Origin of the sequence: Bradyrhizobium sp. CSS354, from assembly GCF_029051725.1 — a bacterium.
Taxonomy (GTDB): Bacteria; Pseudomonadota; Alphaproteobacteria; order Rhizobiales; family Xanthobacteraceae; genus Bradyrhizobium.
This window is the reverse complement of sequence record NZ_JAACFU010000007.1, coordinates 329,039-344,628: the sequence shown is the minus strand read 5'-3', so window position 1 is coordinate 344,628 and position 15,590 is coordinate 329,039. Positions and strand designations below refer to the sequence as shown.

General features: G+C 59.0%; 13 protein-coding genes and 1 tRNA gene. 8 read left to right on the top strand and 6 right to left on the bottom strand.

Translation table 11 applies throughout. The features are described from left to right. Window positions 1-211 precede the first annotated feature (211 nt). The 4 genes from GWG67_RS19930 to GWG67_RS19915 all read left to right on the top strand — a co-directional run bounded on the left by GWG67_RS19930 (window position 212) and on the right by GWG67_RS19915 (window position 6,912). Complete coding sequence (locus GWG67_RS19930) at window positions 212-1,435, top strand: ABC transporter substrate-binding protein (RefSeq protein ID WP_275171087.1); 1,224 nt, start codon at window positions 212-214, stop codon at window positions 1,433-1,435. Between the two features lie 370 nt (window positions 1,436-1,805). Further along, a complete protein-coding gene (locus GWG67_RS19925) occupies window positions 1,806-5,234 on the top strand; it encodes a hypothetical protein (RefSeq protein WP_275171026.1) in 3,429 nt (1,142 codons plus the stop codon). After that, window positions 5,231-5,701 (top strand): response regulator transcription factor, encoded by a 471-nt coding sequence (locus tag GWG67_RS19920; protein ID WP_275171025.1) that lies wholly within the window; start codon window positions 5,231-5,233, stop codon window positions 5,699-5,701. Before GWG67_RS19925 ends, GWG67_RS19920 begins: the two co-directional genes overlap by 4 nt. After that, window positions 5,692-6,912 carry a hypothetical protein gene (locus tag GWG67_RS19915; RefSeq protein ID WP_275171024.1) on the top strand — a complete coding sequence of 407 codons (1,221 nt, stop codon included), beginning with the start codon at window positions 5,692-5,694 and terminating at the stop codon, window positions 6,910-6,912. The genes GWG67_RS19920 and GWG67_RS19915 overlap by 10 nt, the downstream gene beginning before the upstream one ends. Before the next feature lie 99 nt (window positions 6,913-7,011). On the opposite strand, the gene GWG67_RS19910 is transcribed toward GWG67_RS19915, so the two are convergent. Then, the gene (locus GWG67_RS19910) at window positions 7,012-8,574 is read right to left on the bottom strand and encodes an adenylate/guanylate cyclase domain-containing protein (RefSeq protein ID WP_275171023.1); all 1,563 of its coding nucleotides are present in this window, start codon (window positions 8,572-8,574) and stop codon (window positions 7,012-7,014) included. A gap of 178 nt (window positions 8,575-8,752) precedes the next feature. Here GWG67_RS19910 and GWG67_RS19905 point away from each other — a divergent pair, with 178 nt between their 5' ends. Beyond that, window positions 8,753-9,844, top strand: coding sequence for an enolase C-terminal domain-like protein (locus GWG67_RS19905; protein ID WP_275171022.1), 1,092 nt, complete (start codon window positions 8,753-8,755; stop codon window positions 9,842-9,844). A gap of 69 nt (window positions 9,845-9,913) precedes the next feature. On the opposite strand, the gene GWG67_RS19900 is transcribed toward GWG67_RS19905, so the two are convergent. The 5 genes from GWG67_RS19900 to cpdR form a co-directional block, all read right to left on the bottom strand. Next, a complete protein-coding gene (locus tag GWG67_RS19900; protein ID WP_275171021.1) occupies window positions 9,914-10,336 on the bottom strand; it encodes a RidA family protein in 423 nt (140 codons plus the stop codon). A gap of 230 nt (window positions 10,337-10,566) precedes the next feature. Then, window positions 10,567-10,812 (bottom strand): hypothetical protein, encoded by a 246-nt coding sequence (locus GWG67_RS19895; RefSeq protein WP_275171020.1) that lies wholly within the window; start codon window positions 10,810-10,812, stop codon window positions 10,567-10,569. Window positions 10,813-10,822: 10 nt separating this feature from the next. After that, window positions 10,823-11,296, bottom strand: a complete 474-nt coding sequence (locus GWG67_RS19890) for an L-2-amino-thiazoline-4-carboxylic acid hydrolase (RefSeq protein ID WP_275171019.1) — start codon at window positions 11,294-11,296, stop codon at window positions 10,823-10,825. A 227-nt stretch (window positions 11,297-11,523) separates the two neighbouring features. Then, window positions 11,524-11,598, bottom strand: a tRNA-Val gene (locus GWG67_RS19885). A gap of 74 nt (window positions 11,599-11,672) precedes the next feature. Beyond that, entirely contained in the window at window positions 11,673-12,032 is a 360-nt protein-coding gene (gene cpdR / locus GWG67_RS19880; RefSeq protein WP_007597092.1) for a cell cycle two-component system response regulator CpdR, read from the bottom strand. Window positions 12,033-12,390: 358 nt separating this feature from the next. On the opposite strand from cpdR, the gene GWG67_RS19875 reads away from it, so the two are divergent. The 3 genes from GWG67_RS19875 (at window position 12,391) to GWG67_RS19865 (ending at window position 15,585) form a co-directional block, all read left to right on the top strand. Continuing rightward, the gene (locus GWG67_RS19875; protein ID WP_275171018.1) at window positions 12,391-13,281 is read left to right on the top strand and encodes an N-formylglutamate amidohydrolase; all 891 of its coding nucleotides are present in this window, start codon (window positions 12,391-12,393) and stop codon (window positions 13,279-13,281) included. Between the two features lie 538 nt (window positions 13,282-13,819). Then, a complete protein-coding gene (gene hisN / locus GWG67_RS19870) occupies window positions 13,820-14,602 on the top strand; it encodes a histidinol-phosphatase (RefSeq protein WP_275171017.1) in 783 nt (260 codons plus the stop codon). A 17-nt stretch (window positions 14,603-14,619) separates the two neighbouring features. Then, window positions 14,620-15,585 carry a tripartite tricarboxylate transporter substrate binding protein gene (locus GWG67_RS19865; protein WP_275171016.1) on the top strand — a complete coding sequence of 322 codons (966 nt, stop codon included), beginning with the start codon at window positions 14,620-14,622 and terminating at the stop codon, window positions 15,583-15,585. Window positions 15,586-15,590 lie beyond the last annotated feature (5 nt).

Genomic DNA, 15,590 nt, shown 5'->3' with positions numbered 1-15,590 from the left:
TTGTGGGGGAGGGTTAGGGAGAGGGGTGCCACACGGGGACTCTCTCGATCGTCGGCGCGTCAGCACGCCTGCCGCTTTCCGTCGGACTTCAACAGGCGCCGCGTCGAAGCGCGCCATCCAGCCACAGCTTTGACAAACGCTTGACGTAGATCAACTCGTCTTGCTGCGGAGTGAGCCGACCTCGTTGGGGGCCAACGACAAGGTGTTGAGCATGGGCGTCACCGGCAGGATGCTGTTCGTTTCGATGATCGCGTTCGCGTCGCTCGGCGCGATGTCCGAGCAACGTGCCGATCAACCCACCGCCGACAACGAAATCCGCATCGGCAATGTCATGCCGTATTCGGGGCCGCTCTCGGAGTTCGGCGCCATCGGACAGGCGGAAGCGGCCTATTTCGACATGGTCAACGCGCGCGGCGGCATCAACGGGCGCAAGATCCGCTTCATCACCCGCGACGACAATTCCGATCCGACGACCGCGCTGGAGCTGACCCGCAACCTGGTCGAGACGGACGACGTGCATTTGATGTTCGGCTCGTTCGGCACACCGGGCAATCTCGCCGCGCGCTGGTATCTGAACGCGAAGAAGATCCCGCAGCTGTTCGTCGCCTCCGGCGACGAGGAGCTGAGCCAGGCCAAGGCGTTTCCCTGGACCATGGGCTGGCAGCCGTCGTACCGGTCGGAGGGGCGCATCTACGCCAACTATCTCCAAGCCTATTATCCCAGGAAGAAGATCGTGGTGCTCTGGCAGAACGATCAGTTCGGGCGTGCGCTTCTCAAGGGCATGGAGGAAGGTCTTGGCGATCTGAACCGTCTCGTCCTCGTCGACATCGCTTTCGACATTGCCGACGAGCATCTCGACGGACACGTGTCGATCCTCAAGCGCGCCGGCGCCGATATTTTCGTCTTTCTCGGCGTGCCGTCGACGGCATCCAAGGTGATCAAGCTGGCAGCGGCAATGAAATGGCGCCCGGTCTTCATCGTCAATGACGCCTCCGCCTCGATCGCGAACGCGATGGCGCCCGCAGGCCTGGAGAATTCCTCCGGCGTGATCTCGGCGGCCTTCCTGAAGGACCCGAGCGATCCCGCATGGAAGGACGATCCCGCCATGAAGGACTGGTTCGCCTTCATGGACAAGTACCATCACGTCGAAAGCACCAACAACAGCGCGGCGCTCTATGGCTATGCCGCAGCCGAGGGGTTGACACAGGTGCTGAAGCAATGCGGCGACGATTTCTCGCGCGAGAACATCATGCGTCAGGCTGCTTCGCTGAAGAATTATCAGCCCTCGGTCGCCCTGCCCGACATCAGGATGAACACCTCGCCAACCAGCTATTTGCCGATCAGGCAGATGCGGCTGGTCCAGTTCGACGGCCGTTCCTGGCAACCCTTCGGCGACGTGATCGAGACGGCGTTTACGGAAGGCGCGGCGCGGTAGGCGGGCGTAGCGTGGTTGCGTGTTCCGATCGCTCGCACCGTTTGCCGGGCCAGCCCCCCTGCCCAGCCATGTTGAGCAAAAGCTAGCAGTCAACACGACCCAAGCCATTTCGCGACGGGATAAGCGAAGGGGGCCCTTTCTCTACCCCACGCCTTAACAAGCGCGAAAAGCAGGGCGAGCTCAAAATATTGCCCGCGCCCCGATTGCAACCTCGCCCCTCTTCGCAAATGCGAAAGAAACGCCTCCAACAGCAACCTGCATAACTGGTTGCAGGGCGTCTATGAGACTTAGTTTGCGTTGCAAAGTGGCGAACGATTCGCAATATCAAAGCGCCAGTTAGGATTCGCTCTCACCCCAATCCGAAGCGTGAATGTCAGCCAAACGACGACCGACAAATAGGAAGCTGCGCCGCCCGACAACCCCTCTCGGTGCTCTCAAGAATCTCGTTCGAGGCAAAGCAGACAAACTTTCAGCGCTTGACCAAGTCAAAGCAAGTGCTCCGTTCTTGCTACTTCCAGACCTAGCGAAATGGGGAGCGGCAGTTCTACAGTTTGGTCCTCAAAGGCCGATTCCCCGAAAGCTGTCCGAACTTAGTGATCTGAACAGCGCTTCAGCGATAGACTTTGAACGCGAGCTGGCCTGGTGCGGCGCGCTATTAGAGCGGCAAATCGCGCAGGTTAGCAAATTCGTCTCTTTGAAATGGCAGATCGAGAAAGCGCTCCTTGATGGCGATCAAAAGGAGTGCTTTAGGCTGCTTGACTGCATTGAGCAAAATTGTGGGCTGTCCTACTGGTTCATTGCGACGAAGATTGCGCTCCTACAGATCTTTCACGGCATTGAAGCGCAGAAGCAATACATTGTTGAGATCAAAAGTTCGGGCGCGAGGCACAATACATACTTCCTCGCCTACTGGTGGGGTGTGCGAGCGGAGAACGATACTAGCTTCGACAAGTATACTCTCCGTTTGGGTCGCCAAATGGAACGAGCGAGCTTGACGCCGGAGGTCAACGCATACATTGGATATCTCCTTGTCGGCGTGATGCCCCCAATGGGGCTCGAACAGACCCTGCTCGCGCGCTCGAACTATTCCAGTATCGTTGATCTCTACCAAATCTTCTCAGATCTGTTTGTAACCGCAGCAGCAGAGGAACGCCCCGCGGCTACTCTCATGGCGGAGATGGCAGCTCGCCTAGACTTGGGTGCGATCGATCCAAGAATCGGAAAGGCGTTGCTAGTCACCGGGAAGCCAACCGGCTCACAAGCCTCAGTGGCAACCCTGTTAATCCGAAACACCAGACTGAGCTCTCGGTCACCAATCTCTTTGCCTATTTTGCGGCCAAACGGTCTCGAAGAACTTGCTGCCGCTGGGGAGTTGACAAACGCTCTGGTCGCGCCCGAAGAGCCATTCCCTGGAATCATTTTCGCGCTGCTGCGTCAGCTGAACGAACGAAATGCCGCTGGGTCCAAATCGGCCGACGACCTCACCAGAATGGGAGCTATGCTCGACAAACTTAGTGTTGGCGGATGGTGCGTCGCTCGAGCGCTACAAGCCCGAAAGCCCGATTCCATTTCCATCGATAGCTTGGCCAAAATACGTCTCTTAAACACACCTGACTTGGAACCGATGTTGCTGGCCGACATTCCGGCCAGAGAACGACAGAACTTCGATAGAGAAATACAGCGAGCATACGGAGACTGCCCAACTGTCTTGGCGGCCCGCCTTGCTTCAGGAGCCATCACTTACGAGGACGCGCTGGCCGCAGGGCTGGACGAATTATTCGCATCAGAAATTGAACTGATCAGACTTGCCCACCAATCGAAGTTCGAGAACGCTTTGTCTATCTCGACCAAACTTAATGGTAATCTTGAAACAGCGAGCAAGATCACCTTACAAGCCCACATCATCTCCTTGATACGATTGGACCGAATTGAAGACGCTCTTCGAACCGCCGTCGATTGGCTAGTTGGAGACCCAACTTTAACGCTGTGGTTACCCCTGAGCGAGATTGCCTCGGCCATTGAGCAAAGCAAGCGCCCCTTCGATTCGATGATCGAGAAGCCGATCTTGTATGACTCACTAGCGAAGCACGCTGGGGGCGAATTCAACTCTTTAAGAGCCTACGCCACGGAGGACTTCGTCAATAGAAAGGGGGCGGAAAAGCCATCTCAACTCTCAGCTTCGAACCTCGATGTGGCAAAGCAGAAGCTCATATACTTTTTCGCAGAGGTCTGCACGGCTCCTGTTCTGAGACTTTCAATTGCCTATCAGACGGAACGCGAACTCGACGAGGAACTCATTGCCATTTGTCGTGTTCTGACGGATTTAGATCCTGATAATCTTGAAAAATATGAAGACAGGGCCCGTGAACTGGTCCGAGCGCGGTCGATAAAGGACGCACTCAAAGAACTTCAGCGCAGCAAAATTTCGATCGACGAAGACGCTCTGCGTAGCGTTATCCAGAAGAACCTTTCTGAGGATTTCAATCGTTATATTGCCTTGCTCAGAGCGGGTGTCGCTGTCGTCGACGAGAATTATCGAAAAAACCTCCTTAAGGCGATCTCTTCTGGTGAGATTCCTCAATCTCTCTTCGATGTCCCAGAAAATGAGGCAAGCGCGCTATTCGCGTCGATAGTTGTATCGATTTTGGCCGAGCTAGCGTTTAATCCCGAACACGGCTTGGATTGCTACCTTAGCCTTCGCATCAGGCATGGCACTTTGTCTGGTCAACTCCGCGGTCCGGCCGAGCGCGAACACATAATCACGCGCAGGGATGCTGCCACCAAGGAATATCAGGCCAACCAATATTGGGGGCAGCGAATAGGCCCGTTTTTGCAAGCTGAGTACCTTGTTGAAATTCAGAAAGAACTGACAGCATTCTCGCGCGATTACGACAATCTGATCTTTGAATTTACAGATCAAAAAGTCCAAGTACTCAGCAAAGAAAAGCCAAGCGGCTTATTTCGACTTCAGATCAACGAGGTGACTGTAAACTCTCTGGCATCAGAAATTTCAGCCGACAAAACGTTCGACGATTTGATCGACGCGTGCATTGATTCCTTTTGGGCACTCGCGGATCAAAGCTTGATGAAGATTAACCAATATATCGATCGCGAGCTGCGATCCGCCATCAGGGACAGATTTGATAATTTAGACGCCGCTCTCCAACGAATTCCAGGGATTCATACGGCGACGCTTTCTGACGCAATTAGGAGGGCCCGTACCGAGACAGGAGCTAGATTGGAAGCAATGCGAGACTGGTTCGTGCTTCCGACTGCGAATAGTTCTCTTCCATTCGAGATGCAAGAGTTAGTAGATATCGCTTTGACCACGATTAAGGGCTTCAGGCCGGAGTTCAATCCATCAGTCTCGCTCACGGCACCTGACCTTCCTCCTCTCTCCGGAGCACTCCACCTATTTTCGGACATTTTCTTCATTCTCTTCGAGAATATTAGTCTGTACTCTGGCGACTCCATTGCTCCGTCGATCGAGATTGAAGCCAACGTTCAGACCGATATGATCCTCGTTCGCGTGACGAACAACGTGGCGGATGGCCAAGACATGGACAGAATAGCCCACTCTGTCGATCGCGCCAGAAAACGCATTGAGAGCGGAGCGTACCTAAATGCCGTTCGCAGCGAAGGAGGAACGGGGCTGCCGAAGCTCGCAAAGCTGATCAGACGGGACGGCCAACAGCCTCATCTCAAGTTCGGACTAAGTGACGACAAGCAAACATTCTCAGTTGAATTTGGCGTTTCGGCTACAGTCATTCAAGGAAATGACAAGGAGGGTGCCGAATGATGGCTCTGATTGTTGAAGACGACGACAACAAAAGAGAACAGCTGGTCAGCTTTCTGCGGGATCGATACCCCCAACTTGATCTTAAGGAAACAGCGTCGCTCGTTTCGGCTCTCCGCGCGCTCAAGCAAGAAAATCCATCGCTAGTTATCCTCGACATGACGCTGCCTAACTATGACGTGGTGGAGGGCGAGTCTGGTGGCGTAATGCACCCGTTTGGTGGACAGGAGTTCCTTCGACAAGTCAGCCGCTTCAAGATCGAGACTGCAGTGTTTGTGCTCACGCAATTTGAAAACTTTGGCGAACCACCAGATGCAAAAGGACTAGCAGAGCTAGACGAAGAATTGAGAGAGGGCTTTCCTCACACATACAAGGGAGCGGTATATTATCACGCTTCCATTTATGATTGGACAACTGCTCTTGCGAATACGATAGAAGCTAACCTGCCCGAGATCAAAGCATGCCGTTGAAAGCACTCATTGTAGAAGACGATGCCGACAAGGCTCGTCAGGCCGAGCAGGGATTAAGGGAGGTAGGATTTTCTCAAATCGATCTCGCGGGGAATGGAATTGCAGCAAAAAGGCTGCTGCGAGATACATTTTACCACCTCGTCGTGCTCGATATTGCACTCCCAGCAAGAGAGCACGAGGAGCCAGATCGAAGGGGCGGAATTGCCCTCTTCAATGAAGTCACAGCAAGGGAGTTGTATAAGCAACCTCGTCACTTCATCGGCCTCACAGCCTATGAAGAGATATTCGATGAAGCGCTGTCTCAACTTGGAGCCGAGGCGTGGTCGGTAATTCTATATGATAGGACGTCATCTGAGTGGCTACAGCAACTGCAGATCAAAGCACGCCACATTGTCGCCTCGCAGCTGGCTGAGGAGCAAGGCCAGCATTTTCTTAGCGATATAGGTGTGGTCACGGCCTTGGGAGACCCCGAGCTAGACGCTGTTCTTGCCCTAGACTGGAGTTGGAAAGAGGAAGCCGACAGCTCGGACGCGACAAAATATCATTTGGGGCTCACTTCATGCAATGGAGCAAACCGGAAGATTGTCGCCGCCAAGGCTCCCGGCATGGGTATGGCCCAGGCGGCAATACTCGCAACGAAAATGATCCTTCACTATCGCCCGCGATGCGTCGTCATGTGCGGCATTTGCGCAGGCGTGAAATCATCGGACGTGAATCTCGGAGACGTTCTCGTTTCGAATCCGAGTTGGGACTACGGAAGCGGCAAGCGGCTCGTAAAGGCCGGAGTTCGAACGTTTGAACCGGCTCCCCAACCTTTTGTTCTTTCCACTCGGATTCGCGGCTTAGTAGAATCACTCCAAGATCGATCGGACTTGCTGCACTCCCTTCGTGGAAGCTTTCAAGGGCAAAAGCCGGATAGTACTCTGCGTATACTAATTGGTCCTGTAGCGTCTGGAGCGGCGGTGCTTGCTGATGAAAAGATCATTGAGTCGCTAAAGTCCCAACAGAATCGCAAGCTCCTCGGAATCGATATGGAGAGCTACGGCGTCATGGCTGCCGGTTCTGAAGTGTCTGCTCCAAGACCGGAAGCGCTAATAATCAAGGGCGTATCTGACTTTGCAGATTCTGCGAAGAACGACGCTTATCGACACTACGCAGCTTACACCAGTGCCAACATCCTGCGCCTTTTGGTTGAGAATTTCGGCTTATAGCGATTGTTCCGCTTCCAAATTGACGCCATGAGGCCTCCAGAGGGGCCACACAGGGACTCTCTCGATCACACAAGCCGCTCCGCAAGTCTGTCCGCTTCCTCACGCCGGCTTCAGCGAGGCCAGCGCGTTCTCCAGCAGCGAGCGTACCCGCGCCGCGTCGCCGGATTTCACCACCGCGGGGTCGAGATAGAGCTCCAGCCCGGGCGCACGCTCGGTGATGATCCCGCTCCTTTCGGCCGCCGCGTCGTTCAGCGCGTCGACCGAATAGGGAATCACTTCGCGGCTGATGCCCTTCATCGTGATCGCGGGCAGCGCGTGGGCGCGGACAATGTCGCTGACCAGCGCGAAGGTTTCGTAGCTCAGCACGATGCCGCCGGGCTCGGCGATCGATTGCAGGCGCGCGGCGAGGTTCGCCTCGGCACCGATGATGGTGTAGTCCATGCGGTCGCTGCTGCCGAAATTGCCGACATTGCAATAGCCGGAATTGATGCCCATGCGGGCCTTGAACGGCAACTCGATGCCGGAGGCGCGCCATTTCGCATTGAGCTCAGTGAGGCGGTGCTGCATGCGCCAGGCCATCTGGAGGCAAGCCTGCGCGTCGGCCCGGTCGCCCTTGGTCTCGGGATCGCCGAAGAAGATCAGCATGGCATCGCCGATGAACTTGTCGACGGTGCCGCCATATTCGTGGGCGACCGCCGACATCTCGGTGAAATATTCGTTGAGGAGCTGCGTCAGTAACTCCGGCTGGAGTCGCTCCGCCGTCGCGGTGAAGTTCTGGATGTCGGAGAAGAAGATGGTGAGCTTCTTGCGCTCGGTGTGGATAGTGACGTCCTTCTGGCCGGAGAAGATGCTCCGGTAGACCTGCGGCGGAATGTAGCGCGAGATCTTCATCGAGAGCGAGGCGAGGAAGTCGTTGGCGGATTCGAGTTCCTTGTTCATGCCCTTGATGCGGCTGGCCTGGCGGCGCTGCAGCGAGAGGAACGACAGGCCGCTGCCGGCGGCGATCAGAAAATAGGCCAGCAAAAACTTGAACGAGAAGATGTTGGCGGCGATCGGCTGGGCGATGATCACCTCCTGGATGCCTCTGACGTCCCCGACCTTCCAGTCCTTCTTCGGGCTCTCGGGGTGGCTGTTGTGGCAGCTAACGCAGGCCGGGCCCATCGTGACAGGAGCGATCAGCCGGACCTTGTCGTTGAACAGCGAGGTCTCGGTCTCGACGATCTTCTGCTCGGGATCGTTGCGAAGCGATTCGAGCGCATCCTTCTCGAACTTGTCGAGCTGGTGCGGGGCGCGGTTCTGGAACGGGAAGTCCGAGACGAAACGGTAGGTGATGTTTTCCTGCTGCGCCCCGATCACCCGCCCGAGTTCCAGCGACAATGTCGCCGGGATCGGGATCGCGCCGGGAACGGATTCGTAGTTGTGAGCGACCTTTGTCGAGCCATTTTGATTGGCGAGGATGCGACCGACCACGTTGGACGCGTAGTAGCTGCGCACGCTGGTAATGACCGAATTGAGATCGACGGCCTGCCGGCGCAGCCCCGTCTTGCTCAGCTCCGTCAGATCCAGCCATACGGCCAGCGGCAGGGCGAGCAGCAGGAAGACGATCGCGGCACCGGTCAAGATACCGCTCTTGCGCTGTTCTTCGGAGATCTCTTGCTTCACTCTTTGGCTCCGTGATGAGCGTTCTTGTCTTGATCTCGGGGGATTTGCGGCACAGAGCCAATAAACGCGCTCCCGCGCAACCCCATTTTATGGTGGTCGCGCCAAGCGGCTTTTCGTTTCATGGCGAATGTTTAAGATCGGCATTGACTTCCATTCACTTCGCCGGGAGATCCACCAAATGACCGAGACCATCCGCATCAAGCGCTTCAATGCGCGCGCCGTCATCGTGCCGATGAACCTCCCGCTCAAAACCTCGACCGGGGCTGTCGCAAAGGCGCCGCTGGTGCTGATCGACTGCGAGACTGACCTCGGCGCAACCGGGCACGCGTATCTGTTCTCGATCACCCCATCGGCCTTGAAGCCGCTGACGGCGATGGTTACGGAAATGTCGGACCTGCTTGCGGGCGATGAGCTGCTGCCCTTCGAGATCGAGCGCAAGCTGACCCAGCGCTTCACCCTGCTCGGGCTCGCCGGCCTGCAGCGGCTGGCGCAATCCGGCATCGACATGGCGGCATGGGACGCGCTGGCACGCGCTCGAAGCCTGCCGCTGGCGCGCCTGCTCGGCGGCACGCCGAAACCGGTCAGGGCCTACAATTCGAAGGGGCTCGGCATCATGCCGGTTGGTGCCGCGGTGGAGGAAGCCCACAAGCTGCTGGCCGAGGGCTTTCAGGCCGCAAAGATCCGCGTCGGCCGCCCCGATGCGCGGGAAGACCTGAAGGTGGTGCGCGCGGTGCGCAAGGCCGTCGGCGACGACGTGACGCTGATGTGCGACTACAACCAGGCGCTGACGGTCAGCGAGGCGATCCGCCGCGGCGAGATGCTCGACGATGAGGGGCTGACCTGGATCGAGGAGCCGATCCGTCACGACGATTATGAGGGCTGCGCCCGTATCGCGGATGCGCTGCGCACCCCGGTCCAGATCGGGGAGAATTTTGATAGCCCGTTCGCGATGCAATCCGCGCTCTCCGCCGAGGCCTGCGACTACGTGATGCCGGACGTGCAGCGTATCGGCGGCGTCACCGGCTGGCTGCGCGCCGCCGCGCTGGCTCACGCCGCCGGGATCGAGATGTCAACGCATCTGTTCTCGGAAGTCAGCGCCCATCTGCTCTGCGTAACGCCGACCGCGCACTGGCTGGAATATGTCGACTGGGCCGATGCGGTGCTCGCGACCCGTTTGCAGATCAAGGACGGCTTTGCGCTGCCGAGCGAGGAGCCCGGCAACGGAATTGCGTGGGACGAGGTGGCGGTGAAGAAGTATCTGGTCGAATAGGCCGCGTTTCGTCGCGATGCATCAAAGTGCGGACGTCGGAGCCTGACGATCGCCGAGCGGCATGCCGTCCTACGACCGAACAGCGGCAATCATACTCAGCTCGACCGGGGCGCCCCGCGGCAACTCGGCGACGCCGACGGATGTACGCGTGTGACGACCGCGATCACCTAGGCGCTCGATCAGCCGGTCGGAGGCGCCGTTCATGACTTGCGATTGCTGCGTAAATCCAGGCGCCGAGGCGATGTATCCAACGAGCTGCAAGACCTGGACGATCTTGTCCTCTCCGCCTGTTGCGTGGTTGATGGCCGAAATGCAGAGATCAGCGCAGAGTGCAGCAGCCTCCCGTGCGGCGGGGACATCGACACCTGCGCCGACTTTGCCTGAGTACAGCAGGTCTTCGCCGCGACGCGGCAGCTGACCACTGACATACGCAATTCCACTATGGATGATCACCGGCAGGTAGTTGCCGCCCGGCTTGTTCACGCTACTCATTTCGGTAACCTGCCTTCTTTCCACGTCCCACTAACCGATACAGTTTCGCCGAATGCCAGGTCAGCCGCGGTGAAGGATCGAACAATGGCAGGCGGCAAGTTACGGATCAAGGCTGCGCAGCTTCGCAGTGGACGGCGGTGCGGATTCAGCCCGACAAGATACGTTCCCGCGAGGTCATGGAAGGACCTGCTGCGCGGGCCGAAGAAGGCGCCCCCTGAGAGGTGCCCGCGCTACCACGTCTCTGCCCCCGGGATTTTCCTGCGTACCGCCATGCGCTGGATCCATATGCAGCGACGCACGGATCTGTTGGAGCGGCCGATCGCCGAGATCCCCTCGCCAGCCTGAAGCAACGGCGCCACGTTTTCGCGCAGCGCGCGGCAGCGCTGCAGCTCGGCCTGCCAGTCGATGGTCGCGGCATCAGCGCGCGACGTAATCAGCGCCAACGCGGCCACCGCAAAACAGCTCACCCGCATCATCTGGAGTTCCTCACTGTGACCCCTCTCCATCGCGCCGGTAGCGGAAGTCGCAATGACCGGCTCCTTGCATGATCGTTTGCGTCCGCGTGAGCTTGATGTCGGAGCCGAAACCTTCCGCGGTCGCGAAGTCGGCGGTGCAGATCAGGAGAAAGCCGAGTTCGGGCTCGCCGAGCGCCTTGTAGAACTCGGCATAGGCGCAGCGCGTGACGTCAAACGCGAATGAATCCTGCGACTGTTCGATGACTTCATAGGCGAGCGCATCGTCGCGGGCGTAGGTTTTGAATGCCGACGACACCGCCTTGCCGAGATCGCTCTCGTTCTTGGCTTTCCAGAATTCCTCGCCGAAATCGCGATATAGATCGCCGAGCGCCTTGCGCACCAGCGCGTTGGCGCGCACCTCGCCGAGCTCGGCCTGAAGCGCCTTGACGGGGGGCACGAGCACCTGCGCCTGGATCTTTGCTTGCTCGATGACGGAAATGCTCATGGGCGGCCCCGCGTCCGAGACGACGGTAGCACATCAGTGTTGCTATAGGAGATTGTGGCTTGCCGGACCGAGCTCTCGACGGAAAAGTCCGTGTACGCTCTTCGAACTACGCCGGACACGCTTCTCAACGAGATTGGTGGCTTGCCGAGCCGAAGCTCGCGGCGGCAGCCCGCCTGCGCCCTTTGGGCCTCGGCGTGGCATCCTTCACTCGCTTCGCGAGCGAAGGATGGTGGGCGCGACAGGGATCGAACCTGTGACCCCTACCATGTCAAGGTAGTGCTCTCCCGCTGAGCTACGCGCCCTAGATGTCGTCTAGATCGGGTCGGGTCCCTATAACGGCTCAGGGGAGCCGGTGCAAGGACGGAAGGGGGCCGATTTAGGCCGCCAGCATCTTGTTCACTTCGCTGACCAATTCGCGCAAATGCACGGGCTTGGACAGCACCTTGGCGTTCTTGGGGGCGTCCGAATCCGAGTTCAGGGCGACCGCGGCGAAGCCGGTGATGAACATGATCTTGATGTCGGGGTCGAGTTCCGAGGCCCGGCGGGCGAGCTCGATGCCGTCCATCTCCGGCATCACGATGTCGGTGAGGAGCATCTCGAACGGCTCTTCCCGCAGCCGCTGATAGGCGGCCATGCCGTTATCGTGGGACGAGACCTGAAAACCGGCGTTTTCCAGCGCCTTGACCAGGAAACGGCGCATGTCGTTGTCATCTTCGGCGAGCAGGATCTTTGGCATGGCGGAAATGTCGAATCCCCAGAGGATATCAGCAGAGGTCACTAAGCCCGACGGAGGGTAAATTTGGGGTGAAAATCTTTACCCTTCGCAGCTCGCGCCGCCGGACACTTGTGAACCGGAATACGGCACGAAGCAATCGAGCCGGACCTGCCGGTCCCCACCTCGCTGCCCGCAGGGTTAAGACATGTTCCAGCGCAGATTTCATCTTTTCGCTTGGCAGGATGGTTGCGATTCCGGACAATGACGACACATAAGAGCCGCCCGATCGGCCGAATCATGTGTTGAGGCCTGTGCCGGGCTTGTTGGATCGTGCGGCGCAGAGGACGAAGCCTGACACCAAGGGACGAAGCCTGAGAAGATGACCCGGTTTGACGGCGACAAGTCGCCAGCCTTCGAGATCGTTGAGCCCGCGCAATGGCGCGCGCCGCTTATCTTCAACTCGCCCCATTCCGGCTCGACCTATCCGGACGAATTCCTCAGCGCCTCCAGGATCGACCTGCCGACGCTGCGGCGTTCCGAAGATTCCTTCATGGACGAGCTAATCGGCCATCTCAGCGAGCGCGGCTTTCCGACCGTGCGGGTCAACTTTCCGCGCTCCTATGTCGACGTCAATCGTGAGCCCTATGAGCTCGATCCCCGGATGTTCACCGGGCGCCTGCCGAGCTTCGCCAACACCCGCTCGATGCGGGTTGCCGGCGGGCTCGGCACCATTCCGCGCGTGGTCGGCGACGGCCAGGAGATCTATCGCGAACGTATCATGGTCGACGATGCGCTGGGACGGATCGAGACGCTGTACAAGCCCTATCATCGCGCGCTGCGCCGGCTGATCAACAAGGTGCACCAAATGTTCGGCACCGTCGTGCTGGTCGACTGCCATTCGATGCCCTCGGTCGGCGTCTCCCGCGACGAGCCGCGCCGGCCCGACATCGTGATCGGCGACCGCTACGGCACCAGCTGCACGCCGCTATTGCCCGACCGGGTCGAGGAGACCATGACCGGGCTCGGCTATTCGATCGGCCGTAACAAGCCCTATGCCGGCGGCTTCATCACCGAGCATTACGGCAACCCGGCCAGTGGCCTGCACGCCGTACAGCTCGAGCTCAACCGAGCGATCTACATGGACGAGCGGCGGCGCGAACGTACTCCGCGCTTTGCGCAAGTGGCGTCGGACTTCGGCGTGCTCGCCGACGTGCTCGCGACCACGGTCCCGTTCGGCGATCTCGGCCCGTTCCAGGCCGCGGCGGAATAGGCGCAACGTTTTCTTCGAACAGATTATGTTCGGTGCGATCAGCGCGAGCGCGTTTCGCGGCGCGCATTGAAATGAAAGCCGACGCTGAAAGAAATGAGAGGCTGAAAGAAAAAAGGGCCGCTTCTAATGAAGAAGCGGCCCAAGTCTAGGGAGGAAACGCCCAAGGAGGGCAGCAGTAACGCGAGAAGCGCTACCGCACCGCAACAATATGCGGCCGCGACGCACAAAGTGCAAGAGCTTTCGAGCAGTTTCCCATGCAATGCGGACATAGCTCGGTTGCTTCCAGAGAAACCCAGATTCAGTTCCTTTGATAAGGAATTTCAATGGGTTGATTGTCATTTGCATACGAACAAGGCAGATCCGGAACTAAGGTTTCAACTCAATGTTCGATATTTGCCCAGCGGGTGTCTTCGACGAGGCGAACGCTTCCCGCATCCAAAATACCAGGGTGGAAAAGCAAGACAGCGCTGCACGATCCTTCCGATTTGAGCTAGGCAGGAGTGAGCTTCACCCGACTTTCGCTTTTTGAGGACACGCCGTGACGGTGATCGATTTCTCCGCCTTCATCGGACGGCTCGCCACCGCCTCCGGCGAAACCATCCTGCCGTTCTTCCGCACCTCGCTGTCGATCGAGGACAAGAGCAAGACCAAGGATTTCGACCCCGTGACCGAGGCCGACCGCGCCGCGGAGGCGGTGATGCGGCGTCTGATCAAGGCCAACTTTCCCCAGCACGGCATCGTCGGCGAGGAATTCGGCAACGAGCGCGAGGATTCGGACTACGTCTGGGTGCTCGACCCTATCGACGGCACCAAATCCTTCATCGGCGGCTTTCCGATCTGGGGCACGCTGATCGCGCTCCTGCACAAGGGCACGCCGGTATACGGCATGATGCACCAGCCCTTCATCGGCGAACGCTTTTCCGGCGACAGCGGCTCAGCTCATTATAAAGGCCCCTCCGGCGAGCGCCGGCTCCAGGTCCGGCGCTGTACTTCGCTGTCGGAGGCGACGACCTACACCACCAGCCCGCTGCTGATGAACGAGCGCGACCGCGCCATCTTCGGCCGCATCGAGAAGGGCGCGCGGCTGTCGCGCTATGGCGGCGACTGCTACTCCTATTGCATGCTGGCGGCGGGTCACGTCGATCTCGTGGTCGAGACCGAGCTGAAGCCTTACGACATCGCAGCCCTGATCCCGATCGTGACCGGCGCCGGCGGCGTCGTCACCACCTGGGAAGGCAAGCCGGCGCAGGGCGGCGGCCGCATCATCGCAGCCGGCGACGCCAGGGTTCACGAAGAAGCACTGAAACTGCTCAACGGATAAGCGATACAGGAGCCTGCATGACCAACCCGCGCACGCTCCTTCTCGCGGCGTTGCTTCTGTTTCCGACGCTCGCCTCCGCCCAGAATTTCCCGACCAAGCCAATCAAGCTGATCGTGCCGTTCCCGGCTGGCGGCCCCAACGACATCATCGCGCGAGTGATCGGCCAGCGCATGTCGGAGCTATCAGGGCAGCCGGTGCTGATCGACAATCGCGGCGGCCAGGGCGGCGTGCTCGGGACCGATGCCGTCTCCAAGGCTGCACCTGACGGCTACACCATCGCGATCTCCAGCGCTGGCGCGCTGGCGATCAGCCCGAGCATGGAGCGGGTCGCCTACGATACGCTGAACGACCTCACGCCGGTGACTCTGGTTGCGACCGTGCCGGAAATGCTCGTTGTCGCCACCAACATCCCAGCAAAGGACATCGCGGAATTGACCGCGCTCGCCAAGGCGCAGCCGGGAAAACTCAACTTCGCCTCCTCCGGACCCGGCAGCCTGCCGCATCTCGCCGGTGAATTGTTCAAGCTGACGGCGAAGATCGACATCGTGCACGTGCCCTATCGCGGCGCGGCGCCGGCCGTGAACGATCTGCTGGGCCAGCAGGTGCAGATGACGTTTCTGGATCTCCCCGTGCTGCTGCCGCAGGTCAAGGCGGGCGCCCTGCGACCGATCGCGGTCGGCTCGGCCGAGCGCTCGCCGACGGCGCCTGACGTGCCGACCACGGCCGAAGCCGGCTTTCCTGATCTCCGCATCGAGAACTGGTATGGCATGGTCGCGCCAAAGGGCACGCCGAAGGAGATCGTCACCGCGCTGCATGATTTGGCCACGAAGGCGATGGCGGATCCTGCGGTGAAGGAAAAGCTCACCGCCCAAGGCGCGACGCTGATCGGCGACGAGCCGGAGCATTTTCGCGCCTTTATCGGCGACGAGACCAGGAAATGGGCGAAGGTGATCAAGGACGCCGGCGTGGAGACTGCGAAGTAGCGCAG